Origin of the sequence: Massilia suwonensis (assembly GCF_042655665.1) — a bacterium.
Taxonomy (GTDB): Bacteria; Pseudomonadota; Gammaproteobacteria; order Burkholderiales; family Burkholderiaceae_D; genus Telluria; species Telluria suwonensis.
Genome location: NZ_JBHSMR010000001.1, coordinates 417,137 through 439,253 on the forward strand (window position 1 = coordinate 417,137; position 22,117 = coordinate 439,253).

A 22,117-nucleotide genomic window follows, 5' to 3' on the forward strand; every position below is an offset into this window, starting at 1 on the left:
GATTTTATCCGGCTCGCCCCAAGCCTGCTCAACTCCGGCCAGGCACGATATCCACCCCGATCTGCTCGGCCAGCGCCAGCAATTCGCCGTAGGCCAGCGGATCGGCCACGAGGCTGCGCGTCGCCGCCCTCGGGCGCAGGATGCCGGCTGCGATGCGGTCGCCGAACAGCACCACCGAGCGTGCGCTGTCGTCCTGGCGCGAAATCCAGCACAGGCCCTGCACTTGCGGGAAACCGGCGTGGATGGCCACGGCCCACTGGCGGGTCAGCGGATACTGGTCCTTCTCGGTATCGATGAGTTGCTTGCGTTCGACGCCGAGCTTGCGCAGCGCGCGGCTGCCCAGGTCGGCCAGCTGCAGGTCTTCGATGGCCGTGAATTGGGAATGCACCTGTCCGTCGAGTTTGGCCTTGTCGTAGGCCTTGAAGCCGGCGGCGAAGGGAACGTCGTGGAACACGCTTTCCATGGCGGCGCAGGCAAAGCTGGCGCCGCCGTAGAGCGTGGGGATGGGCTTGCCGGCGGCATCGGCAATGGGGCTGAAGCGCGCATTGCCCTTGATGCCGGGATTGAACTGGACCGCGCCGTAGTCGAGGTGGTGCACCCGGTGCAGCGGTTCGCCCGCAGGCCAGCGGGTGAGCGTGATGTGGAGCGTGGGCGGTGGCGCGATCGCCACGCCGGCGGCGGCTGCGTTCGGCCTGGCGGCCGGGCGCTTAACCATGCAGTACGCCTTTGCATTCGTCGGCGGCCGCCGCGATCACCCGCTCGGGCGCGCTTGCCAGCAGGTCGCGCGGCGCTTTGCCGCCCAAAAAACTGTTGGCGGACATGAACCAGTAGGACAGGCCCCAGGCATCCTTGCTGTCGCCGAAGGTCTTGAGGACCTGGGCCAGCGCCTTGCGCGGCCGGTAGCCGGCGCCCGGATCGAGGCCGTAGCTGGGAAAATAATCGATGCCGTTGTGGCGGATGGCGAAGATGGCGCCCTCGCGCTTCCATTTGTTGGGCTGGGCGCTGGGATTGCTGGCGCTGAAACCGGCGACCGAGGCGATCTCGGCGGCCGTCATCCAGTCGCCGCTGCCGATGACCGCGGTGCGCGCACGCACCAGCATGGTCGCTTCCTTGAGCTCGTTGGGGGTGGGCGGCGTGCGCGGCACCAGGGCTTCGACGATCGCGTCGAGCGATTCGCGATGCTGCTTGCCGACGATGGCCTTCACCAGCCCGGCGATGCCGGCGAAGGTGTCGGCGATGGCCGCCGCTTCGCGCGGCGTGGCGTGCTCCAGGGTCACCACCACGACTTGTTCGGCATACACCGCGCCCAATTGCTCGCGGACTTCCTCGGGCCCGCCCGCCAGGGTCGAAATGCCCGGGGTCTCGTATTCCACTGTGCGCATGGACCCTCCTGATGAGATTATTCTGGTTCGCTTCATGACATCATAACCCATATAATCCACCTGATCCACGACGCTTGCAAGGGGCGCACGCACGGAGTTTGCGCCCAATACGGGCGGCATGCACGCCACATTCCTGCTGCACAGGAGGCAAACGGTGCATGCCACCTTCGCCAAAACCCCCGAAACACCCTAAAATAGGTTGATCTACGGAACCATTTTCACTTTTCGGAAGCTCGCATTGGAAACTCTTCTCTTCGCCGCACCGGGCTTGCTCGGTCCCACCCTGGTTGCCGGCCTGCTGGGCCTGCTGATCGGCAGTTTCCTGAACGTGGTGATCCACCGCATCCCGAAGATGATGCAGCGCGAGTCCGACAACTACGTGGCGCATGAGAGCGGCAAGGAATTGCCGCATACCGACCGCTACAACCTGATGGTGCCCCGTTCCGCCTGCCCGCACTGCGGCCACCAGATCACGGCGCTGGAAAACATCCCGGTCATCAGCTGGCTCGCGTTGCGCGGCAAGTGCAGCAAGTGCAAGGCGCCGATCTCGGCGCGCTATCCGGCCATCGAACTGCTGACCGGCGTCCTGTCGGCCCTGCTGGTGTGGACCTTCGGCTCGGGCGTGGCCGGCATGGCCACCCTGGTATTCGCCTGGTTATTGATTGCGATGACCTTCATCGACGTCGACACCCAGCTGCTGCCGGACGATCTGACTTTCCCGCTGCTGTGGCTCGGCCTGCTGGTCAACCTGAACGGCACTTTCGTGCCGCTGCGCGACGCCGTGATCGGCGCCGTAGCCGGCTACCTGGTGCTGTGGGCCGTGTACTGGCTCTTTAAACTCGTGACCGGCAAGGAAGGCATGGGCTATGGCGACTTCAAGCTGCTGGCGGCGCTGGGCGCCTGGCTCGGCTGGGCGATGCTGCCGACCATCATCCTGCTGTCCTCGGTGGTGGGCGCGATCGTGGGCATCAGCCTGATCGTGTTCGCCAAGCGCGGGCGCGACAAGCCGATTCCCTTCGGCCCTTATCTCGCGGCCGCCGGCATGATCGCCCTCCTGTACGGCGAGCGGATCGGCGCCATCTTCCAGGGCTTCATCGCTTAACTACCATGGAACCAGGCCAGGCACTCGCATTCTCCGTCGGCCTGACCGGCGGCATCGGCAGCGGCAAGACGACGGTGGCCGACATGTTCGGGGCGCTCGGCGCCTCGCTGGTCGACACCGACGCCATCGCCCACGCCCTCACCGCGCCGCACGGGTCCGCGATGCCGGCCATCCTGGCCGAGTTCGGGGACGGTTTTGCCACGCCGGAGGGCGCCCTCGACCGCGCCAAGATGCGCGAGCTCGTGTTCACCGATCCCGGCGCCCGCGCCCGCCTGGAAGGCATCCTGCATCCGCGCATCCGCGAGGCGACGGCAGCCGCGGCGGCGATCGCCACCGGTCCCTACGTCATCTTCGTGGTGCCCCTGCTGATCGAGTCGGGCACCTGGCGCGAGCGGGTCACGCGCATCCTGGCCGTCGACTGTCCGGAAGAAACGCAAGTAGCGCGCGTCATGGCGCGAAACAATTTATCTGAAACCCAGGTACGCGCCATCATGGCGGCCCAGGTCACGCGTGCGCAGCGCCTGGCGGGCGCCGACGACGTCGTCCTGAACGACGATGGCCTGGCAGCCTTGACGCCCCAGGTCGAGCGCCTGCACGCGTTTTACATGGCCGAGGCCGCCCGGCTTGCCGCTTCAACCATGCGGGGTTTGTAATTTTGCTCCGCATGGTTCAGAATCACAGAGTTGCTCGCCAGCCCACATTCAGGGGAATGTCACTTTGATCGTCTACGAATATCCTTTCAACGAGCGCATTCGTACCTTGTTGCGGCTGGAAGACCTGTACGAGAAGTTCAAGTTCTTCGTACGCCAGGAACACCCGATGCAGCACCATGTCGCGCTCTCGACGATCTTCGACATGCTGGAAGTGGCCGGCCGCGCCGACCTGAAATCCGACCTGCTGCAGGAACTCGAACGCCAGAAGCAGAGCCTGCTGGCCTACCGCAGCAATCCGAACGTCGCCCCCGAAGCGCTCGATGCCGTGCTTGCCGAAGTCGAGCAGGTGAGCGGCGCCCTCGCGGCCAGTCAGGGCAAGACCGGCCAGAACGTGCGCGACAACGAGTGGCTGATGAGCATCCGCGGCCGCACCATCATCCCGGGCGGCGCCTGCGAATTCGACCTGCCCTCGTATTACGCCTGGCAGAAACGCCCCACCGAACAGCGCTACGCCGACATCATGGGCTGGTTCGGCCCGCTCGCCCCGCTGTTCGACGCCCTCGCACTGGTGCTGCGCCTGCTGCGCGATTCCGGCCGTCCGACTAAAATGATCGCAGCCGCCGGCAGCTATCAGCAAATGCTGCAAGGGAAGATTTACCACATGCTGCGCCTTGGCCTGGACGAGTCGCTCGGCGCGATTCCCGAGATCTCGGCCAACAAGTACATGCTGTGGGTACGCTTCACCACCCAGGGCGGCGATTTGAAACCGAAATCGCTGGAAGAGGACGTCCCCTTCGAGCTGACCCTGTGTAATTTCTAAAGTATTGCCATGACCGTCGTAGCCTGCCCTACCTGCGCCAAGAAAGTCGAATGGACGCCTGAGAACAAGTACCGTCCGTTCTGCTCCGAGCGCTGCAAACAGATCGACCTGGGCGCCTGGGCCGAAGAGAAGTACACCATCCCCGCCGCCGCGCCGAACGAGTCGCAGGACAATCCGCTGGACGACGACCAGCGCTGATCTTGGACCGTCGCCCCGGATTGCCTGCCAGCCTGGCTTTACGCGCGATCCGCGGCTACCAGCGTTACCTCTCCCCTCATAAAGGTTTTAGCTGCGCCTATCGCTGCGCGACCGGGCGCGACGGGTGTTCGGGCTACGGCTATCGGGTGATCGGACGATTCGGCCTGCTGGCCGGATTGAAGCTGCTGCGGCGCCGTTTGCGGCTATGTGGCGAGACCAACCGGCGCCACCATGTGGTGCCGAATCCCGTGCTGTATTACCAGCGGGGCGATTGCGATCCTGGCTGCGGTGGCGATTGCGTGCCGGACCTGCCCTGCAGCGGCAGGTCAGCCGGCAGCTGCCTGGGAGACTTCCTCTCCGGCCTGTGCGACTGTTCCTGCGAGCCTGGCTCGCGTGCGGAAGAACAAAAACGCAAGGACGAGATCGAGCGCCAGGAAAAAAAGCGCCGACAGGCCCAAGGCGGCCGAGCACCGTAGGGTGGGCTCCCCGAGCCCACGCGTTTCGCACGTAACCATTTACCGGCGGCAGAGATGTATCGCTCGTACGACGTGCAAACGTACTAAGCCAAGCTTACGCCTCACGAGCGGCGATCCGCCGCTGCGGTTATCGGATCGGTGCATACCGCGTGGGCACAGGAGCGCCCACCCTACGCGTTCCAGTCACATATTTCGAACGAACATGCGCCGATTGCTTACGCGGTGACAGTAATCCCGCCCGGCACCAGCACCGGCTTGTTGCGGCGGCCATAACGATCCATGAACAGCCCTTCCAGGCCGATCTCCGGCTGGCGGCCCGAGACCATGTCGGCCAGCACGCGGCCCGAGCCGCAGGCCATGGTCCAGCCCAGGGTGCCGTGGCCGGTGTTCAGGAACAGGTTGCGGTACGGCGTCGGGCCGACCACCGGCGTGCCGTCCGGCGTCATCGGACGCAGGCCGCACCAGAACTCGGCCTTCGACACGTCGCCGCCGCGCGGGAACAGGTCGGTGACCGAGTGTTCCAGCGTGTCGCGGCGCGCCTGGTGCAAACTCAGGTCGTAGCCGGCCAGTTCGGCCGTGCCGCCGACGCGGATGCGGTCGCCGAGGCGCGTGATCGCGACCTTGAAGGTTTCGTCCATCACGGTCGATTCCGGCGCGCCGGCGGCGTCCGTGATCGGCACGGTGATCGAGTAGCCCTTCACCGGGTACACCGGAATGTGGATGCCGATCTGCTTCAGGACAAACGGCGAATAGCTGCCCAGCGCCAGCACGAAGGAATCGGCCTTCAGCTCGCCCTGCGAGGTGACCACGCCGACCACCTTGTCGCCTTCGACGGACAGGCGCCTGATCTCGACGCCGTGGCGGAATTTCACGCCCAGTTCCTTGGCCATCTCGGCCAGCTTCTGGGTGAACTTGAAGCAGTCGCCGGTTTCGTCGTTCGGCAGCAGCAGGCCGCCGACGAATTTTCCACGCACGTTCTTCAGGGCCGGTTCATAGGCTTCGCAGCCGGCCGGATCGAGGACTTTATACGGCACGCCGTACTGCTCGAGTACGGCGATGTCGGTCGCGGCGCCGTCCAGCTGCTTCTGGTTGCGGAACAGCTGCAGGGTGCCCTGGCTGCGCTCGTCGTAGGCGATGCCGGTGTCCTTGCGCAGCTGGACCAGCACATCGCGGCTGTACTCGGCCAGGCGCACCATGCGGCCCTTGTTGATGGCGTAGCTCTTGTGATTGCAGTTGGCCAGCATCGAGAGCATCCAGCGCCACTGGTTCGGATCGAGCTTGGGACGCACGACCAGCGGGCTGTGCTGCATCATCAGCCACTTGACGGCTTTCGCCGGCACGCCGGGCCCGGCCCACGGGGACGCATAGCCGGGCGAGATTTCGCCGGCATTGCCATAACTCGTTTCCATGCCGGCGGCCGGCTGGCGGTCGATGACCGTAACGTCGTGCCCGGCCTGGGCCAGGTAATACGCCGTGGTGGTGCCGATGACACCACTACCCAAGACGATGATTTTCACAGGAGTCCTTCAACAGATTGGTTGACTGCTTTTTTACCCCGCATAGCGCAGCTGATCGAGCCACGCCAGCAGGGGGATGGTTGCGGGCAGCAGCGGGGTAAGGCCGACTGTCCCTTGCCACGCAAAGGCCTGGCCTTCCAGGCTTTGCGGTTCGCCGCGCCAGTCGCGGCTGATATAAAAATGGAGCCGCACATGGGCGTGCTCGTAGACGTGTTCGACGCAGCACCAGGGCTCGCCGCTGACGATCTGCATGCCCAGTTCCTCGACGAATTCGCGCTGCAGGGCTTCGAAAATGGTCTCGCCCGGATCCACTTTACCGCCCGGGAATTCCCAATAGCCGGCATAGGGTTTGCCTTCAGGGCGCTGGCCGAGCAGCACGTCGCCGTTCGGGCGCATCAGGATGCCGACCGCCACATCGATCGGCCGGGCTGTCGTGTGCTGCATTGCTGGTCCGTCCGGAAAATCCGATATTGTACGCCAGGCTGGTGCGTAAAGCATGGGCAGCGTGGCAACGGGCGATACAAAAATGAGAGGTAGGATAACCGCCGGATATGCCGTGATTTGTAGGGTGGAGTCCTGACTCCACGCGTTAGAACGGCGATGATGTCGAAACGATATTGCGACATGCAAACGCTGTAAACGCGTGGACTCAGGAGTCCACCCTACGGTTCATTGCGGATCGGATTCCGTGGCGAGCCTGCCAGCGTAATCCTTGGCGAACTGCCAGGCGACGCGTCCGGAACGCGAGCCGCGCCCCAAGGCCCACTGCAGCGCCTCGCCGCGCGCGGATTCGATCTGCTCCGGCGTGCAGCCGAAACTCTGCAACCAGTGCGCCACGATCCCGAGGTAATCGTCCTGCCTGAATGGATAAAAGGACAGCCACACCCCGAAGCGCTCCGACAGGGAGATCTTCTCTTCCACCGCCTCGCCCGGATGCAGCTCGCCGTCGTCGCCGTGTTTATAACCGGCGTTGTCCGCCATCTTTTCCGGCATCAGGTGGCGCCGGTTCGAGGTGGCGTAGATCAGGACGTTGTCCGATTGGGTGGCGACGCTGCCGTCCAGCGCCACCTTCAGCGCCTTGTAGCCGGCCTCCCCTTCCTCGAACGAGAGGTCGTCGCAGAAGATGACGAAGCGTTCGGGCCGGCCGGCGACCAGGTCGACGATGTCGGGCAGGTCGGCCAGATCGGCCTTGTCGACCTCGATCAGGCGCAGGCCCTGGTCGGCGAAGCCGTTCAGGCAGGCTTTGATGAGCGAGGATTTGCCGGTGCCGCGCGCGCCCGTGAGCAGCACGTTGTTGGCGGGCCGGCGCGCCACGAACTGGCGCGTGTTCTGCTCGATCGCGCGCTTTTGAAGCTCGACGTGCTGCAGGTCGTCGAACGCGATGGTCGACGCATGCCGCACCGGCTGCAGCCAGCCGCCGCCCGTGCCGCCCGGACGCCGGCGCCAGCGGAAGGCGTAGGCGTGCCGAAAGTCCGGCTCGCGCGGCGCCGGCGGCAGCACCGCCTCGACCCGCGCCAACAAAGCTTCGGCGCGGTGCAGGAACTGTTCGAGCGGCGTCATGCAGCGCTCAGGAACGGTAGTCGGCGTTGATGCTGACGTAGTCGTGCGACAGGTCGCAGGTCCAGACGGTGGCGCTCGCATCGCCGCGCGCCAGGGTGACGCGGACCGTGATTTCGGCCTGCTTCATCACGCGCTGGCCGTCCGCTTCCTGGTAGTCCGGATTGCGGCCGCCCGCCTTGGCCACCCAGACGTCGTCCAGGTACAGGTCGAGCTTGGTCACGTCGAGGTCGTCCACGCCGGCATAGCCGACGGCGGCCAGGATGCGGCCCAGGTTCGGGTCGGACGCGAAGAAGGCGGTCTTCACCAGCGGCGAGTGGGCAATCGCATAGGCGATCTTGCGGCACTCTTCCAGCGAACGGCCCTGCTCCACCGTGATGGTCATGAACTTGGTCGCGCCTTCGCCGTCGCGGATGATCTGCTGCGCCAGGTTGCGCGAAATGTCGGTGACGGCGTCGCGCAGCGCTTCGTAGTCGGCGCCGCTGGCCTGGTTCACTTCCAGGCTGCCGGCGCCGGTGGCGATCAGCATGAAGGAATCGTTGGTCGAGGTGTCGCCGTCGATGGTGATGCTGTTGAAGGACCGGTCGGCCGCATGCTTCACCAGTTCGTCCAGCACCGGCTGCGCCACTTTCGCATCGAATGCCAGGTAGCCCAGCATGGTCGCCATGTTCGGCTTGATCATGCCGGCGCCCTTGCTGATGCCGGTCATGGTGACCTGGTGGCCGCCGATGGTGACCGTACGCGAGGCCGCTTTCGGCTGGGTGTCGGTGGTCATGATCGCTTCGGCCGCATTGAACCAGTTGTCGGCGGTGAGGTTCGCCACGGCGGCGGGCAGGCCGGCGACGATCTTCGCGACCGGCAGCGGCTCCAGGATCACGCCGGTCGAGAACGGCAGCACCTGCTGAGCATCGCAGCCGAGCAGCTTCGCCACTTCGGCGCAGGTGGCCTGGGCGTTGGCCAGGCCCGGCTCGCCGGTGCCGGCATTGGCATTGCCGGTGTTGACGACCAGGGCGCGGATCGGCTTGCCGCCGCTCTGCACGGCCGCCAGGTTCGCCTTGCTGACCTGCACCGGCGCCGCACAGAAGCGGTTCAGGGTGAACACGCCGGCAACGGTGGCGCCTTCGGCCAGCCGCATCACCAGCAAGTCCTTGCGGTTGGGCTTCTTGATGCCGGCTTGGGCAAAACCGATGTCGATGCCGGCAACCGGTTTCAGGTCGGCGGCGACGGGCAGAGGGGAATTCACGGCCATGGTGGTCTCAATGGAAAGATTTCGAATCCGATATTGTACTGCGCACGGGCGGAGACGGGCGCGGGACGCATTCCGCACCAGGTTTTAGTGTTTTCGCAACATCCGACCAGCTATCGGATCCGATGGGTGACTTTCTATCAGGCATCATTGATAATTAGAAACTTGATAACTCGAAGGTCCACCGTGAAACTTGCCTTGATACGCCGCGCAATCGCGGCCACCCTGCTTGCCGCTCCGCTCGTCCATGCCGCCGACGACGCGGCGAAACCGCCGCGCCCCGCACCGCCCCTGGGCGTGCAGGCCTTCACCGCGGCTGCACACGAGATGCAAAATGCGATGGTCGCCGGCGCCGACCTCACGCGCAACTTCGACCGGCTGGTCGATTTCCAGCATACGCCCGAGACCGCGAAGCTGCTCGCCGACGCTTTCGGCAACGAGCGTCCGTGGTCGGTCGAAAAACGCGGCAACGAGCAGGGCAAGACCAGCTACCGCTTCCTGCTGGCGCCGCTGCACACCACCACGTCCGCCGGCAATACGCTCGTGTGGGACGCTTTCCCGATCGACTTCCGGGTCGATAATGCTGCCAGGTCCGTCGACTACCGCGGCAGCTGGCCCTCGCTGTCCTTCGAGGACAAGGACGCGCGCCTGACGCTGCGCGACGGCTCGCTCTCGGGCAAGCAGCGCCGCGGCGGCGGCGATGTCTGGTACGGCACGCTGCGCGGCGATCTCGCCAGCATGCAGTTCGAGCACAAGGCCAACAAGATGTCCCTCCTGATGCGCGAGCTGTGGATCGACGGCCGCGTCGACGAACGTCCGCGCACGGTCGACATGGCCTACGGCTTCGGCATCAAGGCCATCGAAGTCGCGGGCGAACGCATCGACGACGTCAAGATGAACATGCGCTTCGTGAACATCGAGAAGGCGGCCATGGTGGCGATGCGCGCGGCCGAAAAGAAGATGAGCGCACAGAAGGTGGCCACCAGCGACAACCTGAACGCCGTGATGCCCTTCTTCAAGCAGCTGATGCGCGGCGCCGCGAAGAACAAGACCGCGCTGGTGATCGACGAAATGAGCGTCGGCTACCACGGACACCGGGCCTTGCTGCGCGGGCGCGTCAGCTTCGGGCCGGGCGCCGACCGTGCCGACCTCGAGACCCTGGCCAAGCGCATCGATGCGCGCTTCACCGTCAAGGTCCCGCTGGCCCTGGTACGCGAAGCCGCCCTGGTCGTCGTGCGCCAGCAGATGGCGGCCGCCGCCAAGGCCCAGCCGCAAGCCCAGCCGCAGGACGCCGCGGCCCTGGCCGCATCCGCCACCGACGCCATCGTCGGCAAGCTGCTCGGCAACGGCTATGCGCGCCTGGAAGACGATGCGCTGGTCTCCACCATCGAGTTCCGCAAGGGTGTCCTGCGCGTCAACGGCAAGCAGGTCGAGCTGCCGAAGCCGCCGAAGGCGCCGGTGCCTGCCGATGCCACCGGCTTCATGCAGTCGCGCCGGATTGAAGAATCGTGCACCCTGCCGGACTATCCGGCCGAGGTGCTTGCCCAGGACCGCGCGATCGCGCTGGCGCTGGACTACGTGGTCAATGCGGACGGGACGCTGCGCGACGTCAAAGTGACCCGGCCAAGCGGTTTCCCCGATTACGACCGGGCCCTGCTGAAGGCCTTCTCGCGCTGCCGCTTCATCCCTGCCCTGCGCGATGGCAAACCCGTCGAACATCCCGCGATTTTCGTCGTGTCGCGCGAAGCGGGCAGCGTCCGCCCCTAATCTCCTCCCCAGCCGGTGCCGCCGCGGGCGGTACTGGCCTTTCCCTCTCCCGGCACCACCATTCTGTTGAACTTGTCAACTACACAAATGACGAGTTAACAAAATACGTCAGTGCAATCGTGCGAGAGAGCAACATACCTATACTCGATCGGGCCCGGTGCGGTCCGCTTCAGGCCGTCACCAGGTGCGTGCCCGTGTGCTCGCACGGGCTTACATAAGCAGAAACAACAATCAGGAGACGGAAAATGAAGTTCACCATGAAAGCACGGCTGCTGGCCGCGCTGTGCGTTGGCCTCGCAGCCGCGCCGGCCGCGTTCGCCGACGGCCAAGCGCGCCAGTTGACGGCATCCGCCAAGCTCTACAAGCAATACTTCCAGGAAGCCTCGAAAGAGTTCGACGTGCCCGTCGAGCTGCTCGAATCGATCGCCTATGCCGAAACCCGCTGGGTCTCGCACGTGCCGAAAGGCCAGCTGAAAAAGAACGGCGAGCCGCAGATCGAGATCGACCCCGACCCGCACCACGGCATGCCGCCCAGCTACGGCATCATGGGCCTGCGCAACGATACTTATTTCGGCACCTCGCTGACGCAGGGCGCGGCGCTGATCCGGGTCTCGCCGGATGTCGTCATCACCGACGTGCGCAGCAACATCCGCGCGGCCGCCGCCCTGCTCGCCCAGTACGGCGCGCGCAAGACGAAGCACTTCCCGCTCGAGGACTGGGAAGGCGCCGTAGCCCGTTATTCCGGCATTCCGCAGCCGGAAGTCGCGCAGATCTACACCTACGAGATCCTGACCGCGATCCGCCAGGGCCGCGAGGGCGAGGGCTATAAGATCAACCAGCGCCACGTGGAGATGGAAAAGGTCTACGGCAAGGAGAAGCTCAAGAAGCTGTCCGCGCGCCGCATCACGATCGAGACCGGCGTGCCCGATCCGAAGATCTCGGCGCCCGACTTCGTCGATGCAGCTTCCAAATAACGCCTCCGGAGACCACCCATGAAGAAGAACATGAACGGCCTGCTGGCAGGCTTGATCCTGGCCACGCTCGGCCTGCAGACGCTGCCGGCCGGCGCATCGACCGACTATCCGCCCGCGATCTGGAACCCGGCGGCCAGCTGCAACTACTCGGCGCGCACAGCCTCTATCAGCCACGTCACCATCCACACGACGCAAGGCTCCTACGCCGGCTCGATCTCCTGGTTCCAGAACTGCCAGGCAGGCGTCAGCGCCCACTACGTGGTCCGTTCCTCGGACGGCCAGGTCACGCAGATGGTGCGCGAATCCGACAAGGCCTGGCACGTCGGGAACTCGAACGGCTACACGATCGGCATCGAGCACGAGGGCTACATCAACGCCCCGGCCACCTGGTACACCAGCGCCATGTACAACGCCTCGGCGGCCCTGACGCGCGACATCCTCGCCTCGCGCGGCCTGTCGCAGAAGGTGTTCGACGGCAGCGGCGGCTGGAACGCGGTGCCTTCCGACTCGCTGTACAACGTCAAGGGCCACGTCAACTACGCCAGCCAGAGCCACACCGATCCGGGTTCGGGCTGGGACTGGGCGCGCTACAAATCGCTGGTCGCGGGCGGCACCAGCGGCGGCGGCGGCAGCGATGCAGCGCTGACCTGGCCGCTGGTCCAGTACGGGAACACGGGCGAGCGCGTGCGCACCATCCAGTACCTGCTGCAGCAATGGGGATACAGCCTCACCGTGAACGGCAGCTTCGACATGGCCACGCAGACCGCGGTGAAGAACTTCCAGTCCTCGCGCGGCCTGGGCGCCGATGGCATCGTCGGCAACGCCACCTGGCCGGCACTGACCATCGTCACCCAGCAGGGCGACTCGGGGGCGAAGGTGCGTGCGGTGCAGAGCCAGCTGAACGAGAGCGGGTATGGGCTGGTGGTGGACGGCGTTTTTGGTTCGGGCACCAACAGCGCAGTGCGCAGCTTCCAGTCGTCCAAAGGTCTCGGCGTCGATGGCATCGTCGGCGACAACACCTGGAGCAAGATGGCCTGGTGACGTAGGGGTTATTGAGGCCAATGGCCTCAATGACGGGTTCACCGGGCGCCCCGTGCCCACCATTGCCGATGCAAACGTGACGCATGCATTTGGTGGGCACGGGGCGCCCACCCTACGGAAAACCTGGGGTCAGGTCTGACAATTGGACACGGCCTGGACAATACCAGACCGAGTAAGGCAGAGACCGTGTCCGAATGCCAGACCTGACCCCAGTATTTGACTTAGCCGACTACCCTACAAAAAAAGGCGCCCGCGGGCGCCTTTCTCGTTACGGTTGCAGGCTCACGCCAACTTGCCGTGGCACTGCTTGAACTTCTTCCCGCTGCCGCAAGGGCACGGATCGTTGCGGCCGACCTTCACGCCCATGTAGGTGCTGTGGTCTTCGGCTGCCATCGGCGTGGTGCCCGGGTTGGCGACCGGGGCCAGCAGCTCTTCCGGCGCGGCCGACGGGTTGAAGTCGGCGTGCTGGTAGTTGATGTTTTCCAGGTGCGCCGCCTGCGCCGCCATGGCCGCTTCCGCCGCCTCGACTTCTTCGCGCGACTGGATACGGACCGTCATCACGGTGCGAATGACTTCGTTCTTGATCTGGTCCAGCATGCTGCCGAACAGTTCGAAGGCTTCGCGCTTGTACTCCTGCTTCGGGTTCTTCTGCGCATAGCCGCGCAGGTGGATGCCCTGGCGCAGGTGGTCCAGCGCCGACAGGTGTTCGCGCCAGTGGGTGTCCACGCTTTGCAGCATGACGTTGCGCTCGAAGCCGCCGAAGGATTCCTTGCCGACGATGGCGACCTTGCTGTTGTACGAGGCGTCGGCCGCGGCCAGCACCTTTTCCAGGATGTCGTCGTCGTTCAGGTTCGGATCGTCGACCAGCATCTGCTCGAGCGGCACGTCCAGCGCCCATTCGGCGGCCAGCACCGACTGCAGCGACTTGATGTCCCACTGCTCTTCGACCGATTCGGCCGGCACGTATTCGCGTACGACGTCGGTGAACACGCCGGTGCGCAGCGAGGCAATCAGTTCCGAGATGTCGGCCGCTTCCAGCAGTTCGTTACGCTGGGTGTAGATCACCTTGCGCTGGTCGTTGGCGACGTCGTCGTATTCCAGCAGCTGCTTGCGGATGTCGAAGTTGCGGGCCTCGACCTTGCGCTGGGCGGTCTCGATGGAACGGGTCACGATGCCCGCTTCGATCGGCTCGCCTTCCGGCATTTTCAGGCGTTCCATGATGGCGCGCACGCGGTCGCCGGCGAAGATGCGCAGCAGCGTGTCGTCCAGGCACAGATAGAAACGCGAGGAGCCCGGGTCGCCCTGGCGGCCCGAACGGCCGCGCAGCTGGTTGTCGACGCGGCGGGATTCGTGGCGCTCGGTACCGATGATGTGCAGGCCGCCGGCACCGACGACGTGGTCGTGCAGCGACTGCCATTCGTTGCGCAGCTGCGCCGATTGCGCCGCCTTTTCCGCTTCCGACAGTTCGGCGTTGGCTTCGATGATCTGGATCTGCTTCTCGACGTTACCGCCGAGGACGATGTCGGTACCGCGGCCGGCCATGTTGGTCGCGATGGTGATCATCTTCGGACGGCCCGCCTGGGCGATGATTTCCGCCTCACGGGCGTGCTGCTTGGCGTTCAGCACGTTGTGCGGCAGCTTGGCGCCGTTCAGGATGCCCGACAGCAGTTCCGAGTTCTCGATCGAAGTCGTGCCGACGAGGACCGGCTGGCCGCGTTCGTAGCAATCCTTGATGTCGATGAGCATCGCGTTGTACTTTTCCTGCGCGGACTTGTAGACCTGGTCCTGGCGGTCCTTGCGCTGCGACGGCTTGTTCGGCGGGATGACGACGGTTTCCAGGCCGTAGATTTCCTGGAACTCGTAGGCTTCGGTATCGGCCGTACCGGTCATGCCGGACAGCTTGGTGTACATGCGGAAGTAGTTCTGGAAGGTGATCGAGGCCAGGGTCTGGTTCTCGTTCTGGATGCGCACGCCTTCCTTGGCTTCGACGGCCTGGTGCAGGCCGTCCGACCAGCGGCGGCCCGTCATCAGGCGGCCGGTGAATTCGTCGACGATCACGACTTCGTTGTTCTGCACCACGTAGTGCTGGTCCTTGTGGTACAGGACGTGGGCGCGCAGCGCCGCGTACAGGTGGTGGATCAGCGTGATGTTGGCCGCGTCGTACAGCGAAGCGCCTTCCGGCAGCAAGCCCATCTTCGTGAGGATGGCTTCGGCGTTCTCGTGGCCGGCCTCGGTCAGCAGCACGGTGTGCGCTTTTTCGTCCTTGATGTAGTCGCCCGGGACCTCGATCACGCCCTTGCCGTCCGGGGTTTCCTCGCCGATCTGCAGGGTCAGCTGCGGCGGCACTTCGTTCATGCGGTGGTACAGGTCGGTGTGATTCTCGGCCTGGCCCGAAATGATCAAAGGCGTCCGCGCTTCGTCGATCAGGATCGAGTCGACCTCGTCGACCACGGCGAAGTTCAGGCCGCGCTGCACGCGCTCGCGTGCCTCGTAGACCATGTTGTCGCGCAGGTAGTCGAAACCGAATTCGTTGTTGGTACCGTAGGTGATGTCCGAACCGTAGGCAGTCTGCTTGGTGTCGTGATCCATCTGCGACAGGTTCACGCCCGTCGTCAGGCCGAGCCAGCCGTACAGGCGGCCCATCTGGTCGGCGTCGCGCTGCGCCAGGTAATCGTTGACGGTAATGACGTGCACGCCCTTGCCGGACAGCGCGTTCAGGTAGACCGGCAGCGTTGCCATCAGGGTTTTACCTTCACCCGTGCCCATCTCGGCGATTTTGCCTTCGTGCAGCACCATGCCGCCGATCATCTGGACGTCGAAGTGACGCATCTTGAGGACGCGCTTGGCGGCTTCGCGGCAGACGGCGAAAGCTTCCGGCAAGATGGCGTCGAGCGTCTCGCCTTTGGCGACACGGTCCTTGAATTGGGGGGTCTTGGCCTGGAGATCGGCGTCCGACAGCGCTTCCATCTGCGGCTCGAGCGCGTTGATCTGACGCACGGTTTTTTGATATTGCTTGAGCAGCCGCTGGTTACGGCTACCGAAAATCTGGGTCAGTAATGACATGCTAAGTTTCTTAAAAAGACGCCGCAAAAAGAGCCAGGGATGATATCAAACAGATACCTATCTAAGACCGACGGAGGCAAAAAGCGAGTGATTTTATCATGCGATGCGGCCACACTTGGGGATGATAGGCAGGATAACAAGTGTCGTGCACGAAAGAATGTTGCCAGTTTGCCTTGTAAATCGTCGATTGCCACGCCGGTGGGCCGCTTATGGTATGTTGCGGCCCTGTAGCCCACTCACTTCTCCTCCCATGCACATCTACGGCACCCGCAACCGAGCCACTTCCTTCGAGGTGACGGATTTTCTGCGGAAAAACGACCGCATGGCCAGCCTGATGCCGGCCGCGATGCGCATGGCCGACCTGCAGCGCGACGTCGGCCTGGCTTTGCCGGCGATTGCGAACAATTGCGACGTGTTGTCCTTCCAGGAAGGCGTGCTGACCCTGGCCGTGCCGAGTTCGGCCGTGGCGGCGCGGCTGAAGCAGCAGTTGCCGAAATTGCAGGCCACCCTGCTCGCACGCGGCTGGCAGGTCAACTCGACGCGTTTGAAGGTGCAGGTGACGCGGGCGATGCCGCAGCGGCCGGAGCCGCGGGTACTGGAATTGCCGTCCACGGCGGTGGAGGCCTTCGAGGAGCTGGGGGAGAGTTTGCCGGATACGCCGCAGAATGCGGCGCTGGTGGCGGCGGTGAAGCGCTTGGCGGCCAAGAGACGCGGCGGATAATCAACCGTTGAACACGCGGGCATGCCCGCCCTACGTTACGCAACGGTTCCATGAACTTGCTACAGACGGTGGTGCACCGTAGGGCGGGCATGCCCGCGTTACGGCGCGTGCAAATTGGCGCCGTCTAATTCGACCACGACTAGGTCTGCGCCCACTCCTGCTGCATCTGCTTGACGTACGACGCCGGCGCACTCTCCACCGCATCGAAAGACACGATCTCGTAGGCATCCGGCCGCGCCAGCAAGGCCCGCAGCAGATCGTTATTGAGCGCATGCCCCGACTTGTGTGCTTCATACGCAGCCAGCAACGGATGCCCCACCAGGTACAAATCGCCAATCGCATCGAGAATCTTGTGCCGCACGAACTCGTCGTCATAGCGCAGCCCGTCCGCATTCAGGACCCGGTACTCGTCCATCACGATCGCGTTCTCCAGCGAGCCGCCACGCGCCAGCCCCATGCCGCGCAGGCTTTCCACATCCTGCATGAAGCCGAAGGTACGGGCGCGCGCCACGTCGTGCACGTAGGACACCTGGGCGAAGTCGACCGAGGCGTTCTGCATCGTGCCGTCCACCGCCGGGTGGTTGAATTCGATAAAGAAGTCGAGCTTGAAGCCGTCGTGCGGTTTCAGTTTCGCCCACTTTTCATTATTGCCCGTGCCCTGGCGCACCTCGACTTCCTTCAGGACGCGGATAAATTTCTTCGGTGCAGGCTGGTCCTGCACGCCAGCCTGCTGCAGCAGGAACACGAAGGAGGACGCCGAGCCGTCCATGATCGGAATCTCTTCGGCCGTGACTTCGATGTACAGGTTGTCGATGCCGAGGCCGGCGCAGGCCGACATCAGGTGTTCGACGGTGGACACGCGCGCGTCGTTCTTGATCAGGACCGAGGCCATGCGCGTATCGCCCACGACGTCGGCGCTCGACGGGAACTCGACCATCGGATCGAGGTCGACGCGGCGGAACACGATGCCGGTATCGGGCGCGGCGGGACGCAGCGTCAGTTCGACCTTGCGGCCCGAGTGCAGCCCGACGCCGGTCGTGCGCACCAGTTCTTTGATGGTTCGTTGTTTGAGCATGGGTCGATTATATCGTCGCTGGCAAATCGCTGCCGGACTCGACCCTTGCAGCGTGGCAACGGATGAGCTAAGCGATGTGCATACGCCACACGCTCAGGGGTGCTCGGCCTCGGTGTGGACTTTCTCGTGCCGAATCAAGTACATGCCGCTGCCGATGATGATCGCCGCGCCGACCAGCGTATAGCCGTCGGGCAGCGCCTGCCACAGCAGCCAGTCGATCGCCACGCCCCAGGCCAGGGCCGAATACTCGAAGGGCGCGACTACGGAAGCTTCGCCATGGCTGAACGCTTCGGTGATCGCCAGCTGGCCGAAGAAACCGCTCACGGCCAGCGCGCACAGCAGCCAGGCGTGGGCCGCGTCGAGCGGCATCCAGGCCGGCAGCGCCAGGACGGTGGCGCCGATGGCCATCATCAGCATCAGCCAGAACATGATCTGCTCGCTGCTGTCGGTCCGCGCCAGCACCCGCGCGCCGATGGCGGAGATCGCATAGCAGACGGCCGATGCCAGGATGGCCAGCCCGCCCAGGGTCAGGAAGCCGCCGCCTTCCGGACGCAGCACCACCAGCACGCCGCCGAGTCCGACGAAGATCGCGATCCAGCGCGCCAGGTTCACTTTTTCCTTCAGCACGAACACGGACAGCGCCGTGATCAGGGCCGGCGCAATGAAGAAGATCGAATACGCCTCGGCCAGCGAGAGCTGCTTCAGGCCATAGGCGAACAGGGCCAGCATGGCGATGCCGACGCCGGCGCGCAGCAGCTGCAGCGACCAGCGCACGCGCAGCATGGTCGCAAAACCGCCGCGCCAGGCGACGTAGGCGCACACCAGCGGCAGAGACGAAAGCGAGCGCAGCGCCGCCACCTGCATCGCCGGGTAGTGGGCGGCGAGCAGCTTCATGCAGGTGTCCATCAGCGAAAACATGAACACGGCGACCAGCATCGCGCGGATGCTGCGCAGGTTGCCGCTCAATTTGCTCGTTGCTTGGGTATGCATGGGCTACAGAATAAAAACGGCGCCGCAGCGCCGTCGGGTCATACGAAGAAAGGCGATCAGCCCAGTTGCGTCAGCATGGTTTCGGCGCTCGAGACGTCGAAGCCGCCCTGCTCCACATTGAGCTGCTTGACGACGCCGTCTTCGACCAGCATCGAGTAGCGCTGCGAGCGCGTGCCCATGTTGTGCTTCGAGAAGTCCGCGTCCAGGCCCAGGGCCTTGGTGAAGGCGGCGTTACCGTCGGCCATCATGCGCACGATGCCGGTCGATTTCTGGTCGCGGCCCCACGCGCCCATCACGAAGGCGTCGTTGACCGAGATGCACCAGATTTCGTCGACGCCTTTTGCTTTCAGGGCGTCGGCGTTCTGGACGTAGCCCGGCACGTGCTTGGCCGAGCAGGTCGGGGTGAAGGCGCCCGGCAGGCCGAAGATGGCGATCTTCTTGCCCTTCACGAGGTCGGCGACCTGGAAAGTGTTCGGGCCGAGGGAGCAGCCTTCGGTTTCGGTCTCGATGAATTCGGCCAGGGTGCCTTCCGGCAGGCGTTCGCCAATCTTGATGGTCATGTCGGTAATCCTCAGGTGATATTTTTGAAAACCTTGCAAGTATGCCTGATGCGGCCAAGGCTTGCACGGCACGCCCCCGTCTTCGGCTGTCAGGGCTGTCACAAAACGGCGCGCCGCTTCGTCTTGCCGGTATCCCTGTTCTACACTGCGATCATCATGTCCCTCGATGCCACCTCCACCGCCCAGTTCGAAGCGGTCCGCCCGCGCCTGTTCGCCATCGCCTACCGCATGCTCGGCACCCGCGCCGATGCCGACGACGTGGTCCAGGACGCCTGGCTGCGCTGGCACGCCAGCGCACACGACAGCGTGCAGACGCCCGAAGCCTGGCTCGTCACGATCGCGACGCGCCTGGCGATCGACCGCCTGCGCAGCCGCAAGGCCGAGCGCGAGGCCTACATCGGCTGGTGGCTGCCCGAGCCGCTGGTCGAGCTCGACGAACGCACGCCGGAAACCCTGGCCGAACTGTCGAGCGACGTCTCGGTGGCCTTCATGTGGGTGCTCGAGCGCCTGGCGCCGGAAGAGCGCGCCGCCTTCCTGCTGCGCCAGGTGTTCGACCACGACTATGCCGACATCGCCACCATGCTGGGCAAGACGCAAGCCGCCTGCCGCCAGCTGGTGCACCGCGCCCAGGAACGGGTGCGCGCGCAGCAGCCGCGCTTTGCCGTCCAGCCCGAAACCCACCGCGCCCTGCTCGGCAGTTTCATGCAGGCGGCGGCCAGCGGCGACCGCGCCGCGATGAAGGCGCTCATGGCCGATGAAGTCAGCCTGGTGTCCGACGGCGGCGGCAAGGCCAAGTCCTTCCTGCGCGTGCTGCACGGCGCCGGCCGCGTGGCGGGCGTCTACTGGTCGCTCGAACACGCCTTCCCGGGCCGCGTCGCCTACCGCCAGGCCCGGGTCAACGGCGAACCCGGACTGCTGCGCTATGTCGAGGGCAGGCTCGAGTCGGCGCACGCTTTCATCGTCGACGAGGGCCGCATCGTGGCCGCCTTCGTGATCCGCAATCCCGACAAGCTGCTCGGCTTGCCGCAGGCGCTGTCACAGGATTGAAGGCTGGCGCGTCTTGATGGCATGAGGGGCGCAGGGTGCGTCCCCACTACCCTGAAAGGACACATCATGTCGCACGCAGCACGCATCAATCTCTTTGGTTTCGCCCGGGCCAGCCGCCAGGCGATGATCGCCCTCTCCGGCAGCGCCAGGGAAAGCTCCCTCGGCGCGCGCCTGGTCGAACTGGTCAACCTGCGCGTCTCGCAGATCAACGGCTGCGGCCTGTGCATCGACATGCACTGGCGCGACCTCATCAAGCAGGAGATGGACCCGCGCCACGTGAATGCGGTGGCCGGCTGGCGCGAAGCGCCCTTCTTCAGCGCGCGCGAAAAGGCGGCCTTGCGCTGGGCGGAAGCGGTGAATGCGATTCCGCATTCGTCGCCTTCCGACGCCGACTTCGCCGAGCTGCGCGAACATTTCAACGAAGAAGAGATCGTCCAGCTGGGCTATGCGATCGCGGCGATCCGAGGATGGAACATGCTCAACGTCAGCCTGCACACCCAGATCCCCGAAGTCCCGCCGCCAGGCATGTAATTCGTAGGGTGGGCGCCCCGTGCCCACCGACAGGTCGAACAGCCAACGATCCGCGAGATTTTGGTGGGCACGGAGCGCCCGATGAAACCGTAGTCGAGGCCATTGGCCTCGACTACCCCTACAAAAAAACCGGGACCGGAGCTTGCGCTCCGATCCCGGTTTTCGATTCAGCTTATAAAAGCTTAGTCGGCTTGCTTGCGCAGGAACGCCGGAATGTCGTAGGTCTCGACACCATTACGCTGCATCGCCTGCACCTGCTCCGATGCCTGCTCGCGGCGCCACACGGCCGGCTGCTTGTGGGCTGCGTCGGCGCCGACGGCTGCATGGCCCATGGCCACGCCGCCGGTCGGCAGGGCGCTGCCCATCATCGGCGCGTTGTAGGTGCCGGTGCGCAGCATCTGCTGCGGCTGCGGCTGCACCAGCTGCATCTTCTTGGCTTTGCCCAGGCCGGTCGCAACGACGGTCACGCGGATCTCGTCGCCCATCGCGTCGTCGTAGGCGATGCCTTGTGCGATCGACGCGTCCGGTGCGGCGAAGGCGCGCACGGCGGCCATGACTTCCTTGATCTCTTTACCCTTCAGGCCACGCGACGCGGTCACGTTGACCAGCACGCCCTTGGCGCCCGACAGGTCGATACCGTCCAGCAGCGGCGACGCGACGGCCTGTTCGGCGGCGATGCGCGCGCGGTCCACGCCCGAGGCGGTCGCGGTGCCCATCATGGCCTTGCCCTGCTCGCTCATGATGGTCTTCACGTCGTTGAAGTCGACGTTGATGTGACCCGGCACGTTGATGATCTCGGCGATACCGGCAACGGCGTTGTTCAGCACGTCGTCGGCATGCTTCATCCAGTCCAGCATCGATTCGTCTTCGTAGATCTCTTCCAGCTTTTCGTTCAGGATGATGATCAGGGAGTCGACGTGCTTCGACAGCTCTTCCAGGCCGGCTTCGGCCACGTCCATGCACTTCTGGCCTTCGTAGGAGAACGGCTTCGAGACCACGGCGACGGTCAGGGCGCCCATGGTCTTGGCCACTTCGGCCACGATCGGTGCGGCGCCGGTGCCGGTGCCGCCGCCCATGCCGGCAGCGATGAAGACCATGTGCGCGCCGCGCAGCGAATCCTCGATGCGCGAGCGGGTCTGCTCGGCCAGCTGGCGGCCGACTTCCGGACGCATGCCGGCACCCAGGCCGGACTCGCCGATCTGGATGATGTTGTTCGCGCTCGAGACGGCAAGCGCCTGGGCATCGGTGTTGGCGGCGATGAATTCGACGCCCGACACACCTTTGTTGATCATGTGCTGCACGGCGTTACCGCCTGCACCACCCACGCCGACGACCTTGATCACCGTTCCCAGTGCTGCGTTATCGACCATATCGAACTCCATGATGAGACTCCTAAT

At 64.7% G+C, this 22,117-nt stretch carries 22 protein-coding genes; 11 read left to right on the forward strand and 11 right to left on the reverse strand.

Annotation, left to right across the window (positions count from 1 at the left end):
* Window positions 1–28: 28 nt before the first annotated feature.
* Together ACFPQ5_RS01780 and ACFPQ5_RS01785 are read right to left on the reverse strand one after the other, a co-directional pair.
* Complete coding sequence (locus ACFPQ5_RS01780) at window positions 29–715, reverse strand: RES family NAD+ phosphorylase (RefSeq protein WP_379751315.1); 687 nt, start codon at window positions 713–715, stop codon at window positions 29–31.
* Window positions 708–1,382, reverse strand: coding sequence for a hypothetical protein (locus ACFPQ5_RS01785; protein ID WP_379751317.1), 675 nt, complete (start codon window positions 1,380–1,382; stop codon window positions 708–710). Before ACFPQ5_RS01785 ends, ACFPQ5_RS01780 begins: the two co-directional genes overlap by 8 nt.
* Before the next feature lie 238 nt (window positions 1,383–1,620).
* On the opposite strand from ACFPQ5_RS01785, the gene ACFPQ5_RS01790 reads away from it, so the two are divergent.
* The 5 genes from ACFPQ5_RS01790 to yidD all read left to right on the forward strand — a co-directional run bounded on the left by ACFPQ5_RS01790 (window position 1,621) and on the right by yidD (window position 4,631).
* Entirely contained in the window at window positions 1,621–2,484 is an 864-nt protein-coding gene (locus tag ACFPQ5_RS01790) for a prepilin peptidase (RefSeq protein WP_379751319.1), read from the forward strand.
* 5 nt (window positions 2,485–2,489) lie between these two features.
* Window positions 2,490–3,137, forward strand: a complete 648-nt coding sequence (gene coaE / locus ACFPQ5_RS01795) for a dephospho-CoA kinase (RefSeq protein WP_379751321.1) — start codon at window positions 2,490–2,492, stop codon at window positions 3,135–3,137.
* Window positions 3,138–3,201: 64 nt separating this feature from the next.
* Window positions 3,202–3,957: a cell division protein ZapD gene (gene zapD, locus ACFPQ5_RS01800; protein ID WP_379751323.1), complete on the forward strand. Its 756-nt coding sequence runs from the start codon at window positions 3,202–3,204 to the stop codon at window positions 3,955–3,957.
* Window positions 3,958–3,966: 9 nt separating this feature from the next.
* Window positions 3,967–4,155: a DNA gyrase inhibitor YacG gene (yacG, locus tag ACFPQ5_RS01805; protein ID WP_379751325.1), complete on the forward strand. Its 189-nt coding sequence runs from the start codon at window positions 3,967–3,969 to the stop codon at window positions 4,153–4,155.
* Between the two features lie 2 nt (window positions 4,156–4,157).
* On the forward strand, window positions 4,158–4,631 hold the full coding sequence (yidD, locus tag ACFPQ5_RS01810; RefSeq protein ID WP_379751327.1) for a membrane protein insertion efficiency factor YidD: 474 nt from the start codon (window positions 4,158–4,160) through the stop codon (window positions 4,629–4,631).
* Window positions 4,632–4,846: 215 nt separating this feature from the next.
* On the opposite strand, the gene ACFPQ5_RS01815 is transcribed toward yidD, so the two are convergent.
* From ACFPQ5_RS01815 to argJ, 4 genes are all read right to left on the reverse strand, one after another.
* Window positions 4,847–6,148, reverse strand: a complete 1,302-nt coding sequence (locus ACFPQ5_RS01815) for a D-amino acid dehydrogenase (RefSeq protein ID WP_379751329.1) — start codon at window positions 6,146–6,148, stop codon at window positions 4,847–4,849.
* Between the two features lie 33 nt (window positions 6,149–6,181).
* Window positions 6,182–6,592, reverse strand: a complete 411-nt coding sequence (locus ACFPQ5_RS01820; protein ID WP_379751331.1) for an NUDIX domain-containing protein — start codon at window positions 6,590–6,592, stop codon at window positions 6,182–6,184.
* Between the two features lie 225 nt (window positions 6,593–6,817).
* Window positions 6,818–7,708: an ATP-binding protein gene (locus tag ACFPQ5_RS01825; protein WP_379751333.1), complete on the reverse strand. Its 891-nt coding sequence runs from the start codon at window positions 7,706–7,708 to the stop codon at window positions 6,818–6,820.
* Window positions 7,709–7,715: 7 nt separating this feature from the next.
* A complete protein-coding gene (gene argJ / locus ACFPQ5_RS01830) occupies window positions 7,716–8,954 on the reverse strand; it encodes a bifunctional glutamate N-acetyltransferase/amino-acid acetyltransferase ArgJ (protein ID WP_379751335.1) in 1,239 nt (412 codons plus the stop codon).
* A 195-nt stretch (window positions 8,955–9,149) separates the two neighbouring features.
* On the opposite strand from argJ, the gene ACFPQ5_RS01835 reads away from it, so the two are divergent.
* The 3 genes from ACFPQ5_RS01835 (at window position 9,150) to ACFPQ5_RS01845 (ending at window position 12,733) form a co-directional block, all read left to right on the forward strand.
* A complete protein-coding gene (locus tag ACFPQ5_RS01835) occupies window positions 9,150–10,718 on the forward strand; it encodes a DUF945 family protein (protein WP_379751337.1) in 1,569 nt (522 codons plus the stop codon).
* A gap of 245 nt (window positions 10,719–10,963) precedes the next feature.
* The gene (locus tag ACFPQ5_RS01840) at window positions 10,964–11,692 is read left to right on the forward strand and encodes a hypothetical protein (protein ID WP_379751339.1); all 729 of its coding nucleotides are present in this window, start codon (window positions 10,964–10,966) and stop codon (window positions 11,690–11,692) included.
* 18 nt (window positions 11,693–11,710) lie between these two features.
* On the forward strand, window positions 11,711–12,733 hold the full coding sequence (locus ACFPQ5_RS01845; protein ID WP_379751341.1) for a peptidoglycan recognition protein family protein: 1,023 nt from the start codon (window positions 11,711–11,713) through the stop codon (window positions 12,731–12,733).
* Between the two features lie 282 nt (window positions 12,734–13,015).
* On the opposite strand, the gene secA is transcribed toward ACFPQ5_RS01845, so the two are convergent.
* The gene (gene secA, locus ACFPQ5_RS01850) at window positions 13,016–15,796 is read right to left on the reverse strand and encodes a preprotein translocase subunit SecA (protein WP_379751343.1); all 2,781 of its coding nucleotides are present in this window, start codon (window positions 15,794–15,796) and stop codon (window positions 13,016–13,018) included.
* Window positions 15,797–16,046: 250 nt separating this feature from the next.
* Here secA and ACFPQ5_RS01855 point away from each other — a divergent pair, with 250 nt between their 5' ends.
* A complete protein-coding gene (locus ACFPQ5_RS01855; RefSeq protein WP_379751345.1) occupies window positions 16,047–16,517 on the forward strand; it encodes a DciA family protein in 471 nt (156 codons plus the stop codon).
* Between the two features lie 139 nt (window positions 16,518–16,656).
* Here the strand turns inward: ACFPQ5_RS01855 and lpxC are convergent, their stop codons facing one another.
* From lpxC to ACFPQ5_RS01870, 3 genes are all read right to left on the reverse strand, one after another.
* On the reverse strand, window positions 16,657–17,592 hold the full coding sequence (lpxC, locus tag ACFPQ5_RS01860) for a UDP-3-O-acyl-N-acetylglucosamine deacetylase (protein ID WP_379751347.1): 936 nt from the start codon (window positions 17,590–17,592) through the stop codon (window positions 16,657–16,659).
* A gap of 93 nt (window positions 17,593–17,685) precedes the next feature.
* The gene (locus ACFPQ5_RS01865; RefSeq protein WP_379751620.1) at window positions 17,686–18,528 is read right to left on the reverse strand and encodes a DMT family transporter; all 843 of its coding nucleotides are present in this window, start codon (window positions 18,526–18,528) and stop codon (window positions 17,686–17,688) included.
* Between the two features lie 110 nt (window positions 18,529–18,638).
* Entirely contained in the window at window positions 18,639–19,142 is a 504-nt protein-coding gene (locus ACFPQ5_RS01870; protein ID WP_379751349.1) for a peroxiredoxin, read from the reverse strand.
* Between the two features lie 156 nt (window positions 19,143–19,298).
* Here ACFPQ5_RS01870 and sigJ point away from each other — a divergent pair, with 156 nt between their 5' ends.
* The gene (sigJ, locus tag ACFPQ5_RS01875; RefSeq protein WP_379751351.1) at window positions 19,299–20,189 is read left to right on the forward strand and encodes an RNA polymerase sigma factor SigJ; all 891 of its coding nucleotides are present in this window, start codon (window positions 19,299–19,301) and stop codon (window positions 20,187–20,189) included.
* A gap of 66 nt (window positions 20,190–20,255) precedes the next feature.
* A complete protein-coding gene (locus ACFPQ5_RS01880) occupies window positions 20,256–20,720 on the forward strand; it encodes a carboxymuconolactone decarboxylase family protein (RefSeq protein ID WP_379751353.1) in 465 nt (154 codons plus the stop codon).
* 182 nt (window positions 20,721–20,902) lie between these two features.
* Here the strand turns inward: ACFPQ5_RS01880 and ftsZ are convergent, their stop codons facing one another.
* Window positions 20,903–22,102 (reverse strand): cell division protein FtsZ, encoded by a 1,200-nt coding sequence (gene ftsZ / locus ACFPQ5_RS01885; protein WP_379751355.1) that lies wholly within the window; start codon window positions 22,100–22,102, stop codon window positions 20,903–20,905.
* Window positions 22,103–22,117: the final 15 nt, after the last annotated feature.